This is a genomic window from Kitasatospora sp. NPDC058032 (assembly GCF_042885845.1).
Taxonomy (GTDB): Bacteria; Actinomycetota; Actinomycetes; order Streptomycetales; family Streptomycetaceae; genus Kitasatospora.
On record NZ_JBHVRK010000005.1, the window covers coordinates 468,550 to 490,823 of the forward strand.

The following is a 22,274-nucleotide window of genomic DNA, read 5'->3' on the forward strand; positions in this document are numbered from 1 at the left end:
CCGGAGGAGCTGGGCGGATCGCCCGACGGGTCTGGCCGGGTCCGTCAGTCTTCCGGATTGCGGCGGCGCGGCGGCGGCGGCACGCGAGCGGTGGGCCCGGGTGTCACGCCTTCGTGTGGGTGGCCATTGGGCTGTTCTCCGTACGCGGTGGTGCAGAGACGACCGGGGGCGCGGGGTGCGAACTCGCGCCCCCGGAGGCTTCGGTGGGGCCTGCGGCGGTGCCGGATCGTTACTTCGATCGCCCGGTTCCGCTCAGCCGGGGGGGCCGGCGGAGCTGGAACCAGTAGAAGCCGTGGCCGGCGAGGGTGAGCAGGTACGGCCACTCGCCGATCGAGGGGAAGCCCACCCCGCCGATCAGCTCGACCGGGTACCGTCCGCCGTACCGCCTCAGGTCCAGTTCGGTCGGCTGCGCGAACCGGGAGAAGTTGTTCACGCACATGACCAGGTCCCCCTCGTGCTCGCGCACGAAGGCCAGCACCGCGGGGTTGCTGGAGGGCAGTTCGGTGTAGCTGCCGAGGCCGAACGCCGGGTTGAGCTTGCGGATCTCGATCATGCGACGCGTCCAGTGCAGCAGCGAACTCGAACTGCTCTGCTGCGCCTCGACGTTGGTCACCTGATAGCCGTACACCGGATCCATGATGGGCGGCAGACTGAGCCTGCCCGGGTCGGCGTGGGAGAAACCCGCGTTGCGGTCCGGGGTCCACTGCATCGGGGTCCGGACGCCGTCCCGGTCGCCCAGCCAGATGTTGTCCCCCATGCCGATCTCGTCGCCGTAGTAGAGCACCGGGGAGCCCGGCAGCGAGAGCAGCAGGGCGGTGAAGAGCTCGATCTGGTTGCGGTCGTTCTCCAGCAGCGGGGCGAGCCGCCGGCGGATGCCCACGTTGGCGCGCATCCGCGGGTCCTTGGCGTACTCGGCGTACATGTAGTCGCGCTCCTCGTCGGTGACCATCTCCAGGGTCAGCTCGTCGTGGTTGCGCAGGAAGATCCCCCACTGGCAGCCGTGCGGGATGTTGGGCGTCTTGGCGAGGATCTCCGAGACGGGGTAGCGGGACTCCCGGCGGACCGCCATGAAGATCCGCGGCATCACCGGGAAGTGGAACGCCATGTGGCACTCGTCGCCTCCGGAGGCGAAGTCGCCGAAGTAGTCGACGACGTCCTCCGGCCACTGGTTGGCCTCGGCGAGCAGCACGGTGTCCGGGTAGTTGGCGTCGATCTCCTTGCGGACCCGCTGGAGGAACTCGTGCGTCTCCGGCAGGTTCTCGCAGTTGGTGCCCTCCCGGGCGAACAGGTACGGCACCGCGTCCAGCCGGAACCCGTCGATGCCGAGGTCCAGCCAGAACCGCAGGCCGGCGATCATCTCGTCCTGGACCCGCGGGTTGTCGTAGTTGAGGTCCGGCTGGTGGGAGAAGAACCGGTGCCAGAAGTACTGCTTGCGCACCGGGTCGTACGTCCAGTTGGAGGTCTCGGTGTCGACGAAGATGATCCGGGCGTCGGGGTACTGCTTGTCGTCGTCGGCCCACATGTAGAAGTCGCCGTACGGGCCGTCCGGGTCCTCCCGGGAGGCCTGGAACCACGGGTGCTGGTCGCTGGTGTGGTTCATGACGAAGTCGATGACCACACGCATGCCGCGGGCGTGCGCCGCGTCCACGAACTCCATGAAGTCGGCGAGGTCGCCGAACTCCGGCAGCACCGACTTGTAGTCGGACACGTCGTACCCGCCGTCCCGCAGCGGCGAGGCGAAGAACGGCGGCAGCCAGAGGCAGTCGACGCCGAGCCACTGCAGGTAGTCGAGCTTGGACGTGAGCCCCTTGAGGTCCCCGACCCCGTCGCCGTTGCTGTCCTGGAAGGACCGCACCAGCACCTCGTAGAAGACCGCACGCTTGAACCACTCCGGGTCCAGGTTCTTCTTCGAGGTCTCGGGGAAGGTGTCGGGGACGGGCTCGTTCACTGTCACGCTGGGTTCCTCCGAACCGTGAGGAGGTGGGCCGGCTCGGCTGAGGGGTCGAGCCGGACGTAGTTGTGCCGGCCCCACGTGTAGGCGGCACCGGTGAGCTCGTCGTGGACCGCGAAGGGCCCGTCCCCGTCCAGGGTGACGGTGGCCTCCTGGGCGTGGTGGGGATCCAGGTTGACCACGGTGATGAGGTGGTCGGTGAGGCCGTCGGGTGTCAGGGCGGTCTTGGAGTAGGCGAGCACCTGGTCGTTGTCGGTGGGGTGGAAGCGCAGCGAACGCAGCTGCTGGAGGGCCGGGTGACGGCGGCGCAGCCGGTTCAGGACGGTGAGCAGCGGGGCGAGGGTGTCGGTGCGGCTCCAGTCCCGGGGGCGCAGTTCGTACTTCTCCGAGTGCAGGTACTCCTCGGATCCGGGGTGGGCCGGCTCGTTCTCGTGGAGCTCGAAGCCGGCGTACACGCCGTAGCTGGGGGAGAGGGTGGCGGCCAGCACGGCGCGGATCGCGAAGGCGGCCGGTCCGCCGTGCTGGAGGAAGGCGTGCAGGATGTCCGGGGTGTTGGCGAAGAGGTTGGGCCGCATGTGGGCGGCCGCCTCGCCGGTCAGCTCGGTGAGGTACTCGGTGAGTTCCGCCTTGCTGTTGCGCCAGGTGAAGTACGTGTACGACTGGTGGAATCCGATCTTCCCCAGGGTGTGCATCATCGCGGGGCGGGTGAAGGCCTCGGCGAGGAAGAGGACGTCCGGGTCGGTGCGGGCGATGTCGGCGAGCACCCGCTCCCAGAAGACCACCGGTTTGGTGTGCGGGTTGTCGACCCGGAAGATCCGGACACCGTGCGCCATCCAGAACCGGAGGATCCGGACGGTCTCCTTGACGATTCCGTCCATGTCCTGGTCGAAGTTGATCGGATAAATATCCTGGTATTTTTTCGGCGGATTTTCGGCGTAGGCGATGGTGCCGTCCGTGCGGTGGCTGAACCATTCCGGGTGCTTGTTCACCCACGGGTGGTCGGGCGAGCACTGGAGCGCGAAGTCCAGTGCCACCTCCAGGTGCAGCGCGGTGGCCTCCGCGACGAAGTGGTCGAAGTCCTCGATGGTGCCGAGGTCCGGGTGGACGGCGTCGTGGCCCCCCTCCGGCGAGCCGATCGCCCAGGGCGAGCCGACGTCGTGCGGACCGGCCGTCAGGGTGTTGTCCGGCCCCTTGCGGAAGGCTCGCCCGATCGGGTGGACCGGCGGCAGGTAGATCACGTCGAAGCCCATCGCGGCGACCGCCGGCAGCCGCTCGGCCGCCGTCCGCAGGGTGCCCGAGCGGGGCGGCTCCACCCCGGACGGGTCCACCACCGCGCCCTCCGAACGGGGGAAGAACTCGTACCAGGAGCCGAACAGCGCCCGCTCCCGGTCCACCTGGAGCGGTGCCGGCCGGGAGGCGCTCACCAGTTCGCGCAGCGGGAAGCGGCCGAGCAGCTCCTGCACCTCCGGGGCGAGCGCGGCGGCCAGCCGGGACAGCGGCGGCAGGCCCGGGTCGCGCAGTGCCTCGGCGGCGGCCAGCACCACCGCCCGGCCCTCCTTCTTCGGCACCCCGGCGGCGGCGCGCTCCAGCAGCTGGGCGCCCTCCTCCAGGACGAGCGCGGTGTCGATCCCGGCCGGCAGCTTGACCGAGGCGGTCCTGCGCCAGCTGGCCACCGGGTCGGACCACGCCTCCACCAGGTACGACCAGCGGCCGGGGGCGGTCGGCGTGACGTACGCGCCCCAGCGGTCGGTGCCCTCGGCCAGCTCGCGCATCGGCGTCCACGGGCCGCTGCGCCCGCGCGGGTCGCGCAGCACGACGTTGGCGTTGACCGCGTCGTGGCCCTCGCGGAACACGGTCGCGCAGACCAGGAAGGTCTCGCCCGCCACGGCCTTGGCCGGGCGGCGGCCGGCGTCTACGAGGGGGCTGACGTCCAGGACGGGGATGCGGCCGATCACGGTGTCGCTCTCTGTCGTCTTGCGGGCGGCTGGCTTGCGGGCGGCGGCGGGCTTCGCGCGGGCGCGTCCGGCGGCGGGACGCGCGGCGGCGGTCCGGGCCGGTTCGGCGCCCTCGGCCCGGGGGGCGGAGGGGTCGGCGGTGCTCGCGCTGCGACGGGTGGTGGTGCGCTTGCGCGGGGCCTCGGCACGGCCGGGCCCTGGTGCGGCCCGGCTCTCGTCGGCCCCGGGTTGCCGGGCCGGTTCGTCGGGTCGCTCCGTACGGATAGCCCCGGCACCCCGGGGCCCCGGCATCGCCGCGTCTGTCCGAGTGTCAGAATCCATCCGTCCGGCGGATTCCGCGACCGCTGCGTCGAGGGTGTCGGCCACCGGTGTGGACTGGTCCCGCGTATCGCCGTGCATGCCAAACTCCTGCCCGAGATCGGCGGCAGCTCCCGCGGGCCGGCGCGGCCAGGGGAGTACCGGGAGGACTGCTGGGTGGGGAGGACGTGCGACCGGAAGCCTGCCCGCGCCGCCGTTCCGGGCAACCTGCCCCGCTCCCGCTCGGCCCGTGGCGGAGAGCCCGAGAGCCCGCGCGCGTTCCGGCGCACGCCTCTCGGGGCGCGCCTCCGGGTGCCCCAGCCCACCCGTGAACGATCAGGGCGGGACCGAGGACACGCGGCGGTCCGCGATGGGCGCCGAATGGACCAATCAGGATGAGGAACGGTCAACGCGAAAAGGATTCGGACGTGCTGCTTCGCGGGGGAACGCCACCCGTCTCCGCACACCCCGCAGCATCAACGACCGTGCTTCATCCTCGCACCGGTGGCCCCGATTCCGCAGCGGTACGCCAGGAGTTCCAACGACGATCGGGCGCGGGTCCGCCGGTGGAAATGGATCTGTTCCACGGTGTTCACGTATTGGTGGCGCGGCGCCGTGGAAAGTGCGCCTCGCGCGCCCCCCGTGCAGACCAATGCGCCGAATGCGATCTCATCAATAGGCCGAACGGATGCCGAATAGCCCAACTGACGCACCATCATGCCACCCGCCGAGGCTACGCTTCACGCCGTGAAGGCAATCCGCAGATTCACCGTCCGCACCGTCCTGCCCGAACAACTCCAGCCGTTGCACGAGCTGGCCCTCAACCTGCGCTGGTCCTGGCACCCCGAGACCCGGGACCTCTTCCGGTCCGTGGACCCGGACGTCTGGGCCGCGACGGGCGAGGACCCGGTGCGGCTGCTCGGGGAGGTCCCCGCCGCCCGGCTCGCCGCGCTCGCCGCCGACCGCCGCTTCCTGCGCAGGCTCGGCGACCTCGCCGACGACCTGCGGGAGTACCTGGCCGGCCCGCGCTGGTACCAGAGCGCCGGGCAACAGGGCACCGCCCCGCTGCCCGCCGCCATCGCCTACTTCTCGCCCGAGTACGGGATCGCCGCCGCACTGCCCCAGTACTCCGGGGGCCTCGGCATCCTGGCCGGTGACCACCTCAAGGCCGCCAGCGACCTCGGCGTCCCGGTCATCGGCGTCGGGCTCTTCTACCGGCACGGCTACTTCCGGCAGTCCCTCGACCGGGACGGCTGGCAGCAGGAGCGCTACCCCCTGCTGGACCCGGACGAGCTGGCCGTCACCCTGCTCCGCGAGGGCGACGGCACCCCCAGCCGGGTCGACCTCGCCCTGCCCGGCGGCCGCACCCTCGCCGCGCACATCTGGAAGGCCCAGGTCGGGCGGGTCCCGCTGCTGCTGCTCGACTCCGGCATCGAGGCCAACTCGCCGGCCGAGCGCGACGTCACCGACCGCCTCTACGGCGGCGGCAGCGAGCACCGGCTGCTCCAGGAGATGCTGCTCGGCATCGGCGGCGTCCGGGCGGTGCGCGCCTACCAGCGGCTCACCGGCCACCCCGCTCCCGAGGTCTTCCACACCAACGAGGGCCACGCCGGCTTCCTGGGCGTCGAACGGATCCGCGAACTGGTCGCGGACACCGGCCTCGACTTCGCCGCCGCCCTGGAGGCGGTCCGGGCCGGCACCCTGTTCACCACCCACACGCCCGTCCCGGCCGGCATCGACCGGTTCGACCGCGAGCTGGTCGCCCGGCACTTCGGCGGCGACACCGCGCTGCCCGGCGTCCCGGTCGAGCAGGTGCTCGCGCTCGGCGCCGAGACCTGGCGCGGCGGCGACCCCAAGCTGTTCAACATGGCGGCCATGGGCCTGCGGCTCGCCCAGCGCGCCAACGGCGTCTCCACCCTGCACGGCGAGGTCAGCCGCTCGATGTTCAACGGCCTCTGGCCGGGCTTCGACGCCGCCGAGGTCCCGATCACCTCCGTCACCAACGGCGTGCACGCCGCCACCTGGATCGACCCGGCGGTCGTCCGGCTCGGCGCCGCCGAGATCGGCGCCGAGCGCGCCGAGGAGGCCATGACCACCGGCGAGACCCAGCGCTGGACGGGCCTGGAGAGGATCGGCAACACCGAGGTCTGGGAGCTGCGCCGCACCCTGCGCGCCCAGCTGGTCGACGAGGTCCGCCGACGGCTGCGCGCCTCCTGGCGCCAGCGCGGGGCCGGCGAGGCCGAACTCGGCTGGGTCTCCTCGGTGCTCGACCCGGACGTGCTCACCATCGGCTTCGCCCGCCGGGTGCCCTCCTACAAGCGGCTCACCCTGATGCTCCGCGACCCGCAGCGGCTGCGCGCCCTGCTGCTGCACCCCACCCGGCCGGTGCAGATCGTGGTCGCCGGCAAGGCCCACCCGGCCGACGACGGCGGCAAGCGGCTGATCCAGCAGATGGTCGCCTTCGCCGACGACCCGGCCGTCCGGCACCGGATCGTCTTCCTGCCGGACTACGACATGGCGATGGCCCAGCGCCTCTACCCGGGCTGCGACGTCTGGCTGAACAACCCGCTGCGCCCACTGGAGGCCTGCGGCACCTCCGGGATGAAGGCGGCCCTCAACGGCTGCCTGAACCTGTCGGTGCTGGACGGCTGGTGGGACGAGTGGTTCGACGGCCAGAACGGCTGGGCGATCCCCACCGCCGACACCGGCGAGGGCGTGCTCGACCCGGACAGCCGGGAGGCCGAGCGGCGCGACGACATCGAGGCCGCCGCGCTCTACGACCTGATCGAGGAGCAGGTGGCCGCCCGGTTCTACGACCGGGGCTCGGACGGCCTGCCGCACCGGTGGATCGCGATGGTCCGGCACACCCTGGTCACCCTCGGGCCCAAGGTGCTGGCCGGCCGGATGGTCCGCGAGTACGTCGAACGGCTCTACGCCCCGGCCGCCCGGGCCCAGCGCGAGCTGGCCGGGACCGGCGCGTTCCGGGCCGCCCACGAGCTGGCCGACTGGAAGGCGAAGGTGCGCGAGGCCTGGCCGGCCGTCCGGGTGGAGCACGTCGAGGCGGACTGTCCGGACGAGGCGCAGGAGCTGGGCAGCGCGCTGGCCCTGCGGGTGCAGGTGGCGCTCGGCCCGCTGGAGCCGGCCGACGTCGAGGTGCAGGTGGTCTCCGGCCGGGTCGACGAGTCGGACCGGATCTCCGACGCCGCGCTGCTCGCCCTCAAGCCGGTCGGCGGGCCCGACCTCGACGGGCGGACCAGGTACGAGGGCTCCCTGGAGCTCGGCCGCACCGGGCCGTTCGGCTACACCGTGCGGGTGCTGCCCGCCCATCCCCGGCTGGCCTCGCCCGCCGAGCCCGGCCTGGTGGCGCTGCCGCCGGAGACGGCGGGGATGGACGCCGGACTGCTGCGCTGAACGCGAGCGGGGGGCACCGGTACGACCGGTGCCCCCCGAGTCCGCGCCGAGCCGCCGGGTGACAGCTCAGCGGACGGCGGCGACCAGGGCGTCGGTGACCGAGCGCCAGGCCACCCCGGCCTCGGCGAAGCCGGCCTCCCGCAGCCGTTCGAGGTGCCAGCCGGCCGGGTGCGACTCGCCGTCGGCGTGCGAGCCGTACAGCCGGTGGCGGGCGGCCACCTGCTCGGCGAGCAGCGGGTCGGCCGCGGCGGCGAGCCACCAGCCCTCCCAGTCCAGGACGCCCGCGTCCTTCTCGCGCTCCTGCCGCCCGTGCCGCAGGGCCCGCTCGGCGGTGTTGAGCAGCGGGACCGCCGGGTCGGGCATGTGGTCGGCGTTGAGGAACACCCCGCCGGGGCGGACCAGGCCGGCCAGGTCGCCGAAGAGCCGGACCAGCGCGGTCCCGGGCAGCCAGTGCAGCGCGGTGGCGGTCACCACCGCGTCGAACGGGCCGGGCGGCAGGGCGTCGGCCCACCGCGGGTCCTTGAGGTCGGCGGTGACCAGGGTGAACCGCTCGTCCTCGCCGAGGACGCCGCGGGCGATGGTCATCAGCGCCGGGTCCTGGTCCACACCGACGCTGGTGGCGCCGGGCAGCCGGGCGAACAGGCGCTCGGTGATGCTGCCGGTGCCGCAGGCGAGGTCGAGCACGCGCGGGGCGGGCCCGGTCACCGCCTCGACGACGTCGAGCATCACCCGGAACCGCTCCTCGCGGTCGGGCAGGTACCACTCCTGCTGGCGGTCCCAGCTGCGCTGCCACTGCTCCCAGTGGTGACGGTCGACCATGGTCGCTCCCCTTCGTGAGCCGGCATCGATGAGTCCTGGGAACGACCCTAGGCCCTTTCGGTAATGGATGAAAGGGCCTAGGGGTTCTTACGATCGGTTGTGTCGGCGTCAGACCAGACTGCTGCGCCAGGCCTGGTGCAGCTGGGCGAAGCGTCCGGCGCCGTTGATCAGCTCGCGGGGGGAGCCGTCCTCGACGATCCGGCCCTGGTCCATCACCAGCACCCGGTCCGCGATCTCCACGGTGGAGAGGCGGTGGGCGATGATCACGGCCGTCCGGCCGGCCAGCACGGTGCGCATGGCCTGCTGCACCGCCCGCTCGCCGGGCACGTCCAGCGAACTGGTGGCCTCGTCCAGGATCAGCACCGCGGGGTCGGCGAGCAGCGCGCGGGCGAAGGCGACCAGCTGCCGCTGGCCGGCCGAGATCCGCCCGCCGCGCTTGCGCACGTCGGTGTCGTAGCCGTCCGGCAGCTCGGCGATGAAGTCGTGCGCGCCGATCGCCCGGGCGGCCGCCTCGATCTCGGCGCGCTCGGCGCCCGGCCGGCCGATGGCGATGTTCTCGGCGACCGTGCCGGAGAACAGGAAGGACTCCTGGGTCACCATCACCACCCCGCGCCGCAGCTCCGGGCCGGTCAGGTCGCGCAGGTCCACCCCGTCCAGGGTGATCCGGCCCTCGGTCGGGTCGTAGAACCGGGCGAGCAGCTTGGCCACCGTCGACTTCCCGGCCCCGGTCGCGCCGACCACGGCGACGGTCTGCCCGGCCGGGAGCAGCAGGTCGAACGTCGGCAGCACCTCCTTGCCGGCCCGGTAGGCGAAGCGGGTCTTCTCGAAGTGCACCTCCCGGCCCTTGACGGTCGAGGCCGGCAGCTCCCTGGGCTCAGCGGGCTCGGCCACGGTGGGCTCGTGGGCGAGCAGACCGGCGATCTTCTCCAGCGCGGCGGCGGCCGACTGGTAGCTGTTCAGGAACATCGCCAGCTGGTCGATCGGCTCGAACAGCCGGTGCAGGTAGAGCACGAAGGCGGTCAGCACGCCCAGCTCGACCGAGCCGTCGGTGACCAGGTAGGCGCCGAGCACCACCACGGCGGTGGTCCAGAGGTTGGCCGTGGTCCGGGACAGGCCCCCGTAGCGGGCGACCTCCAGCAGGCCGTCCGCGGTGGCGGCGGCCGACTGCCGGTTCACCGCGCCGAACGCGATGTCGTTGGCCCGCTCGCGGCGGAACGCCTTCACCGGGCGGATGCCGTTCATGGTCTCGGTGAAGCGGATGATCAGCGAGGCCGCCGCGGTGCGCGAGCGCCGGTAGACCGGCTGCGAGCGGTGCCGGAACGACTGGGTGATCAGCCACAGCGGCAGGAAGGCGACCAGCGCGGCCAGGCCGAGCTTCCAGTCCAGCACCAGCAGGATCACCGAGATGGAGCAGACCGACAGGGTGACCGTCAACAGCTCCTGGAGTCCTTCGGACAGCAGTTCGCGCAGCGCCTCCACGTCGCTGGTGGCGCGCGAGATGATCCGGCCCGAGGTGTACCGCTCGTGGAAGTCCAGGCTGAGCCGCTGGGCGTGCCGGAAGATCCGGCCGCGCAGGTCCAGCAGGACGTCCTGGTTGACCCGGGCGCTGATCTTGATGAAGGACCACTGGAGCAGCGTGCCGAGCAGCGCGCAGCCCAGGTAGGCGGCGACCACCGCGATCAGCGGGCCGGCGTTGTCGTCGCGCAGCGCCGGGATGCCGCGGTCCAGCGCGAGGGCGACCATCAGCGGTCCGGCCTGCAGGGCGGCCTGCTGGAGCAGGATCACCGTCATCGCGGTGGCGATCCGGCGCCGGTGCGGGCCGAGCAGTGAGCGCAGCAGGGTGCTGGGTGCGCCGGGCGGGACGGGGATGTCCTCCTCGTCGTCCGGCGGGGGCAGCTCGTCCTCGGGCAGGTCGGCGTGCGGGTGGACGTCCTTCGTCCGGGTGTCGACGGGCTCGCAGGTGGTGGTCATCGGGCGGTGCTCCTCTCGGGGGCGAGGGTGGCCTCGCCCGACATGAGTGCGCGGTAACGCGCCGAGCTCTGCAGCAGTTCCTGATGGGTGCCGACCGCCTCGATCCGGCCGTCGGCGAGGACGGCGACCCGGTCGGCGAGCATCACGGTGCTCGGACGGTGGGCGACCACCAGCGCGGTGGTGGAGGCGAGGACCTCTCGCAGGGCGCGCTCGACCAGCGCCTCGGTGTGCACGTCCAGCGCGGAGAGCGGGTCGTCGAGCATCAGGAAGGACGGGTCGCCGACCACCGCGCGGGCCAGCGCGAGCCGCTGGCGCTGGCCGCCGGACAGGCCCAGGCCCTGCTCGCCGACCTCGGTGTCGACGCCCTCGGGCAGTTGGTCGACGAACCCGGCCTGGGCGGTGGCGAGGGCGGCGCGCAGCCGGTCCTCGCCCGCGCCGGGTGCGCCCATCAGCACGTTCTCGCGGATGGTGGCGGAGAAGAGGGTGGGGTCCTCGAAGGCGACCGCGACCAGTTCGCGCAGCCGCGAGCGGTCCAGCTCGCGGATGTCCTGGCCGTCCAGGGTGATGGTGCCGGCGGTGGCCTCGTAGAGGCGGGGGAGGAGGGCGGTCAGCGTGGTCTTGCCGCTGCCGGTGGCGCCGACCAGGGCCATCGTCTCGCCGCTGCGGATGTGCAGGTCGATTCCGCGGAGCAGGTCGGGGGTGTCCGCGGGGGCGTCGGGGTAGCGGAAGCGGACGCCGGTGAGCCGGATGCCGTCGGGGGTGGTGACGGTCTTCACGGCAGTGGTCGTGGTCGAGGGTGTGGCGGAGGGTGTGGTCGAGGGCGTGGTCGTACGCACGGTTTCGGCCGGTTCGGCGTCGGGCGCGTCCAGCACCTCGAAGAAGCGGTCGGCCGCGGTGGCGGCCTCGTTGGAGTAGGCGATCAGCCAGCCGAGCGACTCGATCGGCCAGCGGATGGTCAGCGCGGTGGAGAGGAAGGCGACGAGGGCGCCGGCGCTCATCTCGTCGTGCGCGACCAGGTAGGCACCGACCGCGAGGGAGCAGCCGAGGGCGAGCTCGGGCAGACCGATGACGATCGACCAGAGGTTGGCGAGCATGCCCGCCTTCTCCAGCTCGGTCCGGCGGAGCACGGTGGACTGCTCGTGGAACCGCTCCGACATCGAGCGGTGGCGGCCGAAGGCCTTGAGGATCCGGATGCCGAGGACGGACTCCTCGACGAGGGTGGCGAGGTCGCCGTTCCGGTCCTGCGTCATGCGGGTGGCACGGGAGTAGCGGGACTCGAACCGGCGGGTGAGCAGGAACAGCGGGAGGGTCGGAGCGAGGGTGATGAGGGCGAGCCGCCAGTCCTGGGTGAACATCAGCGCGATGCCGGCCAGGAAGGTCAGCGAGTTGACGACGAGGAAGATCAGGGGGAACGCCAGGTAAGTCCGCACGACGTACAGGTCGGACATCGCGCGGGAGAGTAACTGGCCGGAGCCCCAACGGTCGTGGAAGGAGACCGGCAGGCGTTGCAGCTTGCCGAAGAGCTCGCCGCGCATCGTCGATTCGACGCCGGCCAGCGGCCGGGCCAGGACGACCCGACGGGCGTGGAAGAAGACGGCCTCGGAGAGGCCGAGCAGGAGCAGGAGGGCCGCGTAGGGCCAGAGGGCTTCGAGGTCGTGCTCGGCGATCGGACCGTCGACGATCCATCCGAGTACGACCGGTATGACGAGAGTGCTGAGGGAGGCGAGCAGCGCGGCGGCCACCGAGACGACCAGGCGCGTGCGGACGGGACGGACGTAGGGCCACAGCCGAAGGAGCGATCGCACGGTCGAACGGCCCGGCGCGGGAGGCGCGGTGCCGGGCACTGCGACGGAATCGGTGGCTGTGTCAAGGACTGGGTTCTTGGCCATCGTGGCGAGAATAGGCCGGATACCCTCTATCGCTCAGTCAGGTATCGAACGCACCGTCGATTACCGGCCAAGTGCACGGCCGGATCAGGGCGTCACCCGGAAAAGGTGCAGGGAGCGGCCGGTGAGCAGCACCGTGTCCTTCGGAAGGTGTAGACCGGTGGGGCTGGTGTAGACCTCCGCGGCGGTGTCGACGACGGTCTCGTAGCGGGTGCCGTCGGCCGTCCAGGGGGCACCCGGCAGGACGAACGGAAGCGGGCGCGCACCGGCGTTGAGGAGCAGAAGGAAGCTGTCGTCGAGCAGCGGACGGCCGCACGCGTCGCGTTCGGAGATCGCGGTTCCCGACAGGAGCATGCCGAGCGTCGCGGACGGCGCAAACCAGTCGGTCTCGGTCATGTCCCGGCCAAGCGGGGTGAACCAGATCAGATCGGGCCGTCCGCCCGCGGTGGTGGCCCGGCCGGAGAAGAACGCCCGCTGCCGGAGCACGGGGTGGCGGCGGCGGAGCCGGACCAGAGCGGCGGTGAAGGCGCGCAGGGCGCGCCAGGCCGGGTCGTCGAGCAGCGACCAGTCCAGCCAACTGACCTCGTTGTCCTGGCAGTAGGCGTTGTTGTTGCCGCCCTGGGTGCGGCCGAACTCGTCCCCGGCGGTGAGCATCGGGACGCCGGCGGAGAGCAGCAGGGTGGCGATGAGGTTGCGCAGCTGGCGGTGGCGCAGGGCGGTGACATCGGGGTCGGCGCTGTCGCCCTCGGCGCCGTGGTTCCAGGAGCGGTTGTCGTCGGTGCCGTCCCGGTTGGCCTCGCCGTTGGCCTCGTTGTGCTTGCGGTCGTAGGAGACCAGGTCGCGCAGGGTGAAGCCGTCGTGCGCGGTCACGTAGTTGACGGAGGCGTACGGGAGCCGCCCGGCGTGCTGGTAGAGGTCGGAGGAACCGGAGAGGCGGTAGCCGAGCTCCCGGACGTCGGGGCGGGCGCCGCGCCAGAAGTCGCGCACGGTGTCGCGGTAGCGGTCGTTCCACTCGGCCCAGGGCGGGGGGAAACCGCCCACCCGGTAGCCGCCGGGGCCGACGTCCCAGGGCTCGGCGATCAGCTTCACCCGGCTGAGCAGCGGGTCCTGGGCGATGGCGGAGAGCAGCGGGTGGTCCATGGTGACCTCGTCGTCGCCGCGGGCGAGGGCGGCGGCGAGGTCGAAGCGGAAGCCGTCCACGCCCATCTCGTGCACCCAGTACCGCAGCGAGTCCGTGATCAGCCGGATCACCTGGGGGCGGCGGGTGTCCAGGGTGTTGCCGCAGCCGGTGTAGTCGGCGTAGCCGCGCGGGCGGTTGGGCGGCAGGCGGTAGTGGCCGGCGTTGTCGATGCCGCGCAGGGACAGCGAGGGGCCGAGCTCGGCGCCCTCGGCGGTGTGGTTGTAGACGACGTCGAGGATCACCTCGATGCCGGCGGCGTGCAGCGCGCGGACCATCCGCTTGAACTCGCCGACCTGGCCGCCGCGCGAGCCGGAGGCGGAGTAGCCGGCGTGCGGGGCGAAGTAGCCGACGGTGTTGTAGCCCCAGTAGTTGACGAGGCCGCGGGCCTGGAGGTGGTCCTCGCTGACGTGGTGGTGGACCGGGAGCAGTTCGACCGCGGTGACGCCGAGACCGGTGAGGTGGGCGAGGGCGGCGGGGTGGGCCAGGCCGGCGTAGGTGCCGCGCAGGGCGGGCGGGACGCCGGGGTGGCGCAGGGTGAAGCCGCGCACGTGCAGCTCGTAGAGGACGGTCTCGGCCCAGGGGGTCTTGGGGCGGTGGTCGTCGGACCAGTCGTCGTCGTCCCGGACGACGACGGATCTGGGCACGTACGGGGCCGAGTCGCGGTTGTCCCGGACGGTGTCGGCGACCTCCGCCTCGGGCCAGCCGCGGACGGCGGCGCAGGCGGCACCGTGGGAGGTGTAGCCGCCGTCGACGGCCCGGGCGTAGGGGTCGAGCAGCAGCTTGGCCGGGTTCCAGCGGGCGCCGGTCCACGGGTCCCAGCGGCCGTGCACGCGGTAGCCGTAGCGGGTGCCGGGGAGGACACCGGGGACGAAGCCGTGCCAGGTCCGGGCGTCCTGCTCGGTGAGGCGCAGCCGGGTCTCGCGGCCGTCCTCGTCGAAGAGGCAGAGGTCGACGGCCTCGGCGCCGGCGGCCCAGAGCGCGAAGTTGGTGCCGGGGCGGCCGTCCGGCCCGGGGTGGAAGCGGGCGCCCAGCGGCTGCCGGCTGCCCGGCCACGGCACCGCGCCGCCGGGCTGCGTGCGTACGGCGGTGGCCGGCTCCTGCCCTGACGCCATGGCGGTGCCCTCCCTGGCGGGGTGTCCCGGACCCCGTGCGGTCTCTCATTCCCTGTTCGCACCGGACGGAAGCGGCTGAACGCCGTCTTACCGGCAGATGGCGCCCCGGCGCGCACCCCGGGGGTCGGCCGGTCCGGCTTTCCGCTCCGGAGGAGGGGTCCGCGGGCCGGTCCGCCCGGAGTGGCCGCGCGGTGCCTCCGGCGTGTCCTGGTGGGAGCGGTCTCGTTGTGGGGGATAGCGGACGGCGAGGGCGGGAGGCCCCGGATGTGGGTACGGCGGCTGGCGGCGCTGGGCTGCTGCCTGGCGGTGCTGGCCGGGTGCTCCGGCGGTGGCGGCGCGCAGCACAGCGGGGACGCAGTGGCGGCCGGTCCGGCCGGTCCTCCGCAGGCCTCGCGGGCGTCGATCACCGCGCTGCCCGCCGACGACACCCAGAACCTGCCGGCCGAGGGCCCGGTCCGGGTGTCGGTCACCCAGGGCCGGCTGGTCTCCGTCAGGCTCGCCGACACCCGGGGCACCGAGGTCCCCGGCACGCTCGCCGCGGACGGCACGGGCTGGACCCCGAACGGTCCGCTGCCGCTGGCCACCGCCTTCACCCTGGACGCCGTCGCCGAGGACGACCAGGGCCAGCGCGCGGTCCAGCACACCGACTTCTCCACGACGGCCCGCGCCCACACCTTCGTCGCCTTCTTCACCCCCGAGGACGGTTCCACGGTCGGCGTCGGCATGCCGGTCTCGCTGCGGTTCAGCCGCCCGGTCACCGACCGGGCCGCGGTGGAGCGCGCCGTCGCGGTGACCACCGACCCCCCGGTGGAGGTGGCCGCGCACTGGTTCGGTGGCCGGCGGCTGGACTTCCGGCCCCGCGCGTACTGGGCGCCGGGCACCAGGGTCACGGTCGCGCTGCGGCTCAAGGACGTGCAGGGCGCACCGGGCGAGTTCGGCACCCAGAACAAGGAGGTCCGGTTCACCGTCGGCCGCGCCCAGGTGTCCACCGTCGACCTGGACGCCCACACGCTGACCGTCCGGGCCGGCCAGGGCGGCAGGCCGGTGCGCACGCTCAAGGTGTCGGGCGGGGACGCCAAGCACGCGACGTACCGGGGTGTGCTCGTGGTCTCCGAGAAGTACCGGGTGACCCGGATGAACTCGCAGACGGTCGGGATGGGCGACGAGTACGACATCAAGGACGTGCCGCACGCGATGCGGCTGACCGGCTCGGGCACCTTCGTGCACGGCAACTACTGGGCGAACCCGTCGGTGTTCGGCAGCGACAACACCAGCCACGGCTGCATCGGGCTGGCCGACGTCAAGGGCGGGGCGAGTGCCGAGACCCCGGCGGGCTGGCTGTTCGAGCACACGATCCCGGGGGACGTGTTCGAGGTGAAGGCCGCGGCGGGGGAGGTGGTGCCGCCGGACAACGGTCTGAACGGTTGGAACCTGCCCTGGGCGCAGTGGGTGGCCGGGAGCGCCCTCCAGTCCTCTGCGAGCCCCTCGGTGAGCCCTTCCGCGAGCCCGGGCCCGGCGCCCTCGTCAACGCCGGCGCCGTGACCGCCGCCTACGGATGATCTTCGCCGGTGTTCACCGGTGGCCTCCCCGGGGTTCACTCGTTCGGCCCAGCTATCCTGACTTGCCGCGCCGAAGCCCGGCGCGAAAGATCGCCGGTCCGGTGCAACCCGTCCGGCGAACCGGGCGTCTACAAGATGTACACCGGGAGGGGAGAAACCGTGAAGCAGGTTAGGGCGGCCGACGCCGCGATACGCACCACCGTCACCCGCCGCCGCGTCCGTCGGAGCGCGGTGGCGTTGGCGATGGGCGGGGTGCTGCTGCTCACCGCGGCCTGCAACAGCGGCAACGACGACAAGACCGACGCCGGCGGCGAGAGCGCCGCCACGGCCGGTGCCACCGGCGGGGACGCCGGTACCGGCAGCCCGGCACCGGGCCAGTCCTCGGCGGCGCCGAAGACCTCGGCCGCCGTGGTGACCGTCGAGCCCAAGGACGGGTCCCAGGACGTCGCCCCGGACGGCGCGCTCAAGGTCTCGGTGGCCAACGGCAAGCTCACCACGGTCGAGGTGACCGACAAGGAGGGCAAGCCGGTCGAGGGCGCCCTCGCCGGAGACGGCAGCGGCTGGAAGCCCAACGCCGCGCTGGCCGTCGGCATGGCGTACAAGGTGAACGCCCAGGCCACCGACGCCGACGGCCTGGTGGCCGCGTCGACCACCTCGTTCACCACGCTGACGCCCGCGAAGAAGGTCTCCACCAACGACAACATCGCCGACAACGCCACCTACGGCGTCGGCATGATCGTCTCGGTGGTCTTCAACAAGGACATCAAGAACAAGGACGCGGTCGTCCAGGGCATCAGCTTCGAGACCAACAACGGCACGACGGTCAAGGGCCACTGGTTCGGCGCCCGCCGCCTGGACTTCCGCCCCGAGAAGTACTGGGCGCCGGGCACCAAGGTGACCATCAAGTACCGGCTGAAGAACGTCGAGGTCGCCCCGGGCGTCTACGGCGACATCGACAAGGACGAGCCGTTCACCATCGGCCGCTCGCAGGTCTCCGTCGCCGACTCGGCCACCCACCAGATGACGGTGACCAGGGACGGCGCGAGCCACAGCGTGCCGGTGTCCCTCGGCGACGAGAAGAACCCGTCCTGGAACGGCACCATGGTGATCTCCAGCAAGGAGAAGGTCACCCGGATGAACTCGCAGACCGTCGGTCTCGGCGGCGAGTACGACATCCCGGACGTGCCGCACGCGATGCGGCTGACCACCTCCGGCACCTTCGTGCACGGCAACTACTGGGCCAGCCCCTTCGGCAAGACCAACGCCAGCCACGGCTGCATCTCGATGCAGGACGAGAAGGGCGGCAGCGACAGCTCGGTGGCGGGCAAGTTCTTCAACGACTCGATCATCGGTGACGTGGTCGTCGTCAAGAACTCCAAGGAGAAGACCGTCGCCCCCGACAACGGCCTGAGCGGCTGGAACATCGGCTGGGCCAACTGGTAGCCCCTGCCCGCCGGCGGGAACGTCCGTCACGCACGGCGACGAGCGGCCCGATCCCCACGCGTGGGGGTCGGGCCGCTCGGATTTTCCGGGTGGAACATGCCCCGGACGGCGCAACCTCGTCCGAGGGACAACGCGTGTAACTGTCGGACATCGGACACGAGGGAGGGAGTCGACAGTGAGCTCGATACCGACGGTGAGGTCGATACGCAGGGCGGTGGCCGCGGGTCTGGTCGGGGGAGCGCTGGTGCTGACCAGCGCCTGCGGCGGTGGCGGCGGTGCGAGTGGGGGCGGCGGGAACGCGGGGGCGGCCAAGGCGGAGCTGGGCGGGGCCGCGGGGGTCCCGTCGGCGTCGGCCACGGGCGCGCCCGCCACCAGCGCGGCCCCCAAGGTGTCGCAGGCCGTGGTGGACATCGAGCCGAAGACCGGCGCGGTGGACGTCGCCCCGGACGGCGCGCTCAAGGTCGCGGTCTCCGGCGGCAGGCTGACCACCGTCAAGGTGAGCGACAGGGCGGGCACCGAGGTGGCCGGCAGCATCGCCGCCGACGGGTCGAGCTGGACCCCGTCCGGTCCGCTGGCGGTCGGCACCGCCTACCAGGTGAGCGCGCTGGCGGCGGACTCCGGCGGCCTGGTCGCCTCGGCGGACAGCAGCTTCACCACGCTCACGCCCGAGCGCGAGGCGAAGGCGAGCGACAACGTCGAGGACGACGCCACCTACGGCGTCGGGATGATCGTCTCGGTCGCCTTCGACAAGGACGTGAAGAACAAGGAGGCGGTGGCGCGCGGCATCACCTTCATGACCAGCGACGGCACCGCGGTGAAGGGCCACTGGTTCGGCAATCGCCGGCTGGACTTCCGTCCCGAGAAGTACTGGAACCCGGGGACAAAGGTCACCGTCCAGTACCGGCTGAAGAGCGTGGAGATCGCCCCAGGCGTCTACGGGGGAGTCGACCGGGACGAGCCCTTCACTATCGGGCGATCCCAGATTTCGACGGTTGACGCGAAGACGCACCGGATGACGGTGGTCCAGGGCGGTCAGAGCTCGGTCGTCGAGATCACCTCCGGCTCGACGGAGCACCCGACCTGGAACGGCACCATGGTCGTCATGTCCAAGGAGGGTGTGGTGCGGATGCAGTCCAGCACCCTGCCCGGGATGACCGGCGACCCCTACGACCTCCAGGTCCCGCACTCCATGCGGCTCACCGACTCGGGCACCTATGTGCACGGCAACTACTGGAGCAACGCCTTCGGCGAGGACAACGTCAGCCATGGCTGCGTGGGCCTGAAGGACGTCAACGGCGGCGGCTCGGGCACCTCGGCGGGCAAGTTCTACGACGGCTCGCTGATCGGGGACGTCGTCACCGTGCAGAACTCCAGCCGCGGCCAGGTGGCGCCGGACAACGGCCTCAGCGGCTGGAACCTCGACTGGAGCGCCTGGTAGCCGCAGCGCCCGCCGACCCGCGGCCCGCCGTGACCCGGACCTGCCCGAACGCGGGTTCGGGTTGCACGCGGCATATGCCGAAACACCCGTGATCGTTTGCTCATTGTCCGTACGCGGCCGCTTGCGTTCCGCAATGATGGGGCGCATGGCGGGTTGGGGCGAAACAGATCAGTCATCACTTCCGGGATCCAGCTTGGTCGCTGACGCGTCGTGGGCACCGTTCCAGGACGCCCTCGCGGCCCTGGAGCGGCTCAGCTCCGACGAGCTGGAGCAGTTGTACGTCGGGAAGCTGTGCGACCGGGAGGCGCCGCGCGAGGTGCGGTTGCCGTCCCGGCCGGGCACCGGCCCGTTGGCGCGGCGGCTGGTGCTCGCGGCCCTGGAGAACTGGGACCTGCACCAGCACCTGGAGGTCGGCGAGTTACTCACCAGCGAGCTCGTCGCCAATGCGCTGCGGCATGCCGCCGGTCGGACCATCGGACTGCACGTGGCGCGCAAGCCGGGCTGGGTCCGGGTGGAGGTGCGGGACTCCTCGCGGGCGCTGCCGTGCATGATCCTGGCGGAGCCGCTGCCGGCCAACGAGCGCGGGCGCGGGCTCCAGGTGGTCGACGACCTGGCGGACCGCTGGGGCGCCGACCTGCTGCCGCGCGGCAAGGGCGTCTGGTTCGAGCTGAAGGTCCGCGACCGGGCGGTCTGAGCCGTCCGGTCCGGGAGGGGCCGGGATGGTCCGGGAAAACACGCGGGGCCCCCGAATTCACCGTGGTCCGGTGGCTGGGGGCCCCTGCAGGTCATCGCGCCGGCCAAGGGGGTGCGTGCCGCGCGATGGGTGTCGGCCGTGCCAGGTCGGGCCGGCCGAAGTCATCGTCGCCCAGGGCGCGCGCCAGTCGCTGGCGTCCGCCGTCGGACAACTCGACTATCGCACGGATCTCAGCATGTGGGCAAACCAGGCGGCTTCGATTTCAAGGTTTGTAACTTAGTTCACCTTGGGAATTTGCATAGGTTCATGCCGGCGCCTGAGATTATTCATGATCGACACTATTTTCCATGCTCGGGGGCCAGGCTCGCACGGGGTCCGGAGGGCGGGCATCGCGGGACTCCTTGATCATTTCGATTCTCCCGAAACGGCAGGTCCGGATCATGTCCCTGCGGCGGGCGGAGGCGGACGCGGCCTTCCCGGGCCTGCTCGCCGCCGTTTTCGGCCCGCGGCCCTTGACCTGAAGCCGACTTCAGCTCCTACGGTCCTCTTCAGACCGCCGGTGATCGGCCGGCGGCGTCCATCGAGGGGATCCGTCATGACCGGCACCGACAGCGTCGTTCCCGACCGCTACCGCTACGCGGTCGTCCCGCACATCATGGTCGGCGACGCCGCCGCCGCGATCGACTTCTACGTGAAGGCCTTCGGGGCGCGTGAGGACTTCCGGCTCGACGCGCCCGGCGGCGGCATCCTGCACGCGGAGATCAGCATCGGGCAGTCCGTCCTGATGCTGGGCGACACCGGCGACAGCGCCCCGTTCGCCGCCCCGACCGCGCTCGGCGGAACCAGCGTCGCCCTGCACGTCTTCGTCCCCGACGTCGACGCCCTCGCCGAGCGCGCCGAGGCCGCCGGCGCGGAGGTCCTCCAGCCGCCGACGGACATGTTCCACGGCGACCGCACCGCCATCCTCAGGGACCCCTCGGGCCATGTGTGGGTCTTCCTGACCCACCTGGAGAACCCCTCGCTGGACGAACTCCACCGCCGCATGTCCGCCGGCTGACGGCCGCGGGCGGGCTCGCCGGCGGGCCGGAGCCGGCCCGGGTCAGCCGCGCGGCGGCAGGACGTTGGCGGCGTACTCGGGCGAGACGTTGCCCGGCGGGTTGTAGTCGCAGACGACGTAGGTCTCGTACCAGGTGTCGCCGCGGCCGTAGGCGCGGGCGCAGCCGAGGCGGGTGGAGGACTTCCACACCACCTGGGTGAACAGGCCGGTCGCGGCGGAGTAGCCGGGGTTGCCGTAGTCGTAGTTCCCGGCCTGCGCGTACCAGGCGTCGACGGCCCGGCGGCAGCCGGCGCGGTCGGGGGTGCTGGAGGCGAACCAGGACTGGTTCTCGCCGTATGCGGGGTCGAGCCCGGCGTGGCCGCCGGAGAGGCGCTCGTACGTCGACAGCCGGGCGGCGCGGCTCTTCGCGTACTCCTGGACGGCGGGGTCCAGGGCCAGCGCCGGGACGCCGTGCCGCGCGCGGTACTCGTTGTGGGCGCGCAGGCAGTCGTCGGCGAAGGCCGCGTCGGTGGCGTCCGGCAGCGCGGCGCGGGCCGCGGCGGGGGTGGTGGCGGCCGCGCCGAGGACGGCGGCCAGCAGCAGGGTGGTGAGGGTGCGGACACCGGTTCGGGTGTGCTTCATCCGCGCTCCGGGGGCTCGTGGGAGTGGTGTTGCGGCCACGATGGCAGTCGCCGGAGACCCCCGCCGCCTGGACGGGCGGCGGTTCACCCCTGCGAGCGAGCGCGTGCACCGTCCGGTGCGCTTCCGCGGGCGGGGAAGCGGTGCGAACATCGACGCGCGAGGCCTGTCTCAGATAATCTGATTCCATGAGGCTGATGACCGCAACAGAGGCTTCCAGGAGCTTTGCCGCCCTTCTCGACTCGGCGGAACACGGTGAGACGATCGTCGTGACCCGCGGCGGCCGGAGGATCGCCGTCATCGGGCCGGCCCCGACCGGCAACGGGGCGGCCCTCAACGACGTGCTGCGGCGCTTCCGCCCGGACGACGACTTCGCCGCGGACGTCGCGTCCGCGCGTTCCCTGCTCGAGGACACGGTGGTCGAGTGGCCCGTCGACTGATCCTCGACACCGGTGTCCTGATCCAGGCGGAGCGGAGCGGAGGCGGGCTCCTGTTCGATCCGGAGGACGATGTGGCGATCGCCGCCGTCACGGCGGCCGAGCTCCATCTGGGCGTCGAACTGGCGAGCGACTCGCGTCGGCTCGCGCGGCAGGGTTTCGTGGACGCGGTGCTCGCGGTCGTTCCGGTGGAGGACTACACACCCGACACGGCCCGGATCCACGCGCGGCTGATGGCGCACGTCCGCCGACAGGGCCGCCCTCGCGGCGCCCACGACCTGATCATCGCGGCCACGGCGCTGGCAACCGCTCGGACGGTGGTGACCACCGACGCCTCGGCGGCCTTCGCCGACCTGCCCGGTGTGCGGGCGATCGTTCTGGCGGGCTGAGCCCGGGAACGCCCGTGCCCCCCCCGGAGGGCGGGGGCCCGGGCGGTCCCCGGGGCG

15 protein-coding genes are annotated in these 22,274 nt (G+C 72.3%); 8 read left to right on the forward strand and 7 right to left on the reverse strand.

What is annotated here, in order from left to right:
• Positions 1-229 precede the first annotated feature (229 nt).
• Positions 230-1,954 carry a maltose alpha-D-glucosyltransferase gene (treS, locus tag ACFVUH_RS12090; RefSeq protein ID WP_355372746.1) on the reverse strand — a complete coding sequence of 575 codons (1,725 nt, stop codon included), beginning with the start codon at positions 1,952-1,954 and terminating at the stop codon, positions 230-232.
• Positions 1,951-3,906: an alpha-1,4-glucan--maltose-1-phosphate maltosyltransferase gene (locus tag ACFVUH_RS12095; protein ID WP_387912791.1), complete on the reverse strand. Its 1,956-nt coding sequence runs from the start codon at positions 3,904-3,906 to the stop codon at positions 1,951-1,953. The genes treS and ACFVUH_RS12095 overlap by 4 nt, the downstream gene beginning before the upstream one ends.
• Positions 3,907-4,950: 1,044 nt before the next feature.
• Here ACFVUH_RS12095 and glgP point away from each other — a divergent pair.
• Positions 4,951-7,614, forward strand: coding sequence for an alpha-glucan family phosphorylase (glgP, locus tag ACFVUH_RS12100; RefSeq protein ID WP_355372743.1), 2,664 nt, complete (start codon positions 4,951-4,953; stop codon positions 7,612-7,614).
• Positions 7,615-7,680: 66 nt separating this feature from the next.
• Here the strand turns inward: glgP and ACFVUH_RS12105 are convergent, their stop codons facing one another.
• The 4 genes from ACFVUH_RS12105 to glgX all read right to left on the reverse strand — a co-directional run bounded on the left by ACFVUH_RS12105 (position 7,681) and on the right by glgX (position 14,582).
• Complete coding sequence (locus ACFVUH_RS12105) at positions 7,681-8,433, reverse strand: class I SAM-dependent methyltransferase (protein WP_355372740.1); 753 nt, start codon at positions 8,431-8,433, stop codon at positions 7,681-7,683.
• A gap of 108 nt (positions 8,434-8,541) precedes the next feature.
• Positions 8,542-10,404 (reverse strand): ABC transporter ATP-binding protein, encoded by a 1,863-nt coding sequence (locus tag ACFVUH_RS12110; protein ID WP_387912756.1) that lies wholly within the window; start codon positions 10,402-10,404, stop codon positions 8,542-8,544.
• Positions 10,401-12,293, reverse strand: coding sequence for an ABC transporter ATP-binding protein (locus tag ACFVUH_RS12115; protein ID WP_387912758.1), 1,893 nt, complete (start codon positions 12,291-12,293; stop codon positions 10,401-10,403). Before ACFVUH_RS12115 ends, ACFVUH_RS12110 begins: the two co-directional genes overlap by 4 nt.
• A gap of 84 nt (positions 12,294-12,377) precedes the next feature.
• The gene (glgX, locus tag ACFVUH_RS12120; RefSeq protein ID WP_355372731.1) at positions 12,378-14,582 is read right to left on the reverse strand and encodes a glycogen debranching protein GlgX; all 2,205 of its coding nucleotides are present in this window, start codon (positions 14,580-14,582) and stop codon (positions 12,378-12,380) included.
• A gap of 264 nt (positions 14,583-14,846) precedes the next feature.
• On the opposite strand from glgX, the gene ACFVUH_RS12125 reads away from it, so the two are divergent.
• The 5 genes from ACFVUH_RS12125 (at position 14,847) to ACFVUH_RS12145 (ending at position 20,773) form a co-directional block, all read left to right on the forward strand.
• Entirely contained in the window at positions 14,847-16,124 is a 1,278-nt protein-coding gene (locus ACFVUH_RS12125) for an Ig-like domain-containing protein (RefSeq protein ID WP_387912761.1), read from the forward strand.
• 260 nt (positions 16,125-16,384) lie between these two features.
• Complete coding sequence (locus ACFVUH_RS12130; RefSeq protein WP_387912793.1) at positions 16,385-17,584, forward strand: Ig-like domain-containing protein; 1,200 nt, start codon at positions 16,385-16,387, stop codon at positions 17,582-17,584.
• A 175-nt stretch (positions 17,585-17,759) separates the two neighbouring features.
• A complete protein-coding gene (locus ACFVUH_RS12135; RefSeq protein WP_387912762.1) occupies positions 17,760-19,022 on the forward strand; it encodes an Ig-like domain-containing protein in 1,263 nt (420 codons plus the stop codon).
• 193 nt (positions 19,023-19,215) lie between these two features.
• Positions 19,216-19,716 (forward strand): ATP-binding protein, encoded by a 501-nt coding sequence (locus ACFVUH_RS12140; RefSeq protein WP_387912764.1) that lies wholly within the window; start codon positions 19,216-19,218, stop codon positions 19,714-19,716.
• Between the two features lie 595 nt (positions 19,717-20,311).
• Positions 20,312-20,773 (forward strand): VOC family protein, encoded by a 462-nt coding sequence (locus tag ACFVUH_RS12145; protein ID WP_355372716.1) that lies wholly within the window; start codon positions 20,312-20,314, stop codon positions 20,771-20,773.
• A gap of 42 nt (positions 20,774-20,815) precedes the next feature.
• Here ACFVUH_RS12145 and ACFVUH_RS12150 read toward each other — a convergent pair whose 3' ends face one another.
• Positions 20,816-21,394 (reverse strand): CAP family protein, encoded by a 579-nt coding sequence (locus tag ACFVUH_RS12150; RefSeq protein WP_355372713.1) that lies wholly within the window; start codon positions 21,392-21,394, stop codon positions 20,816-20,818.
• A gap of 194 nt (positions 21,395-21,588) precedes the next feature.
• Here ACFVUH_RS12150 and ACFVUH_RS12155 point away from each other — a divergent pair, with 194 nt between their 5' ends.
• Together ACFVUH_RS12155 and ACFVUH_RS12160 are read left to right on the forward strand one after the other, a co-directional pair.
• On the forward strand, positions 21,589-21,831 hold the full coding sequence (locus ACFVUH_RS12155; RefSeq protein ID WP_387912766.1) for a type II toxin-antitoxin system Phd/YefM family antitoxin: 243 nt from the start codon (positions 21,589-21,591) through the stop codon (positions 21,829-21,831).
• Entirely contained in the window at positions 21,816-22,217 is a 402-nt protein-coding gene (locus tag ACFVUH_RS12160) for a PIN domain-containing protein (protein WP_387912768.1), read from the forward strand. The genes ACFVUH_RS12155 and ACFVUH_RS12160 overlap by 16 nt, the downstream gene beginning before the upstream one ends.
• Positions 22,218-22,274 lie beyond the last annotated feature (57 nt).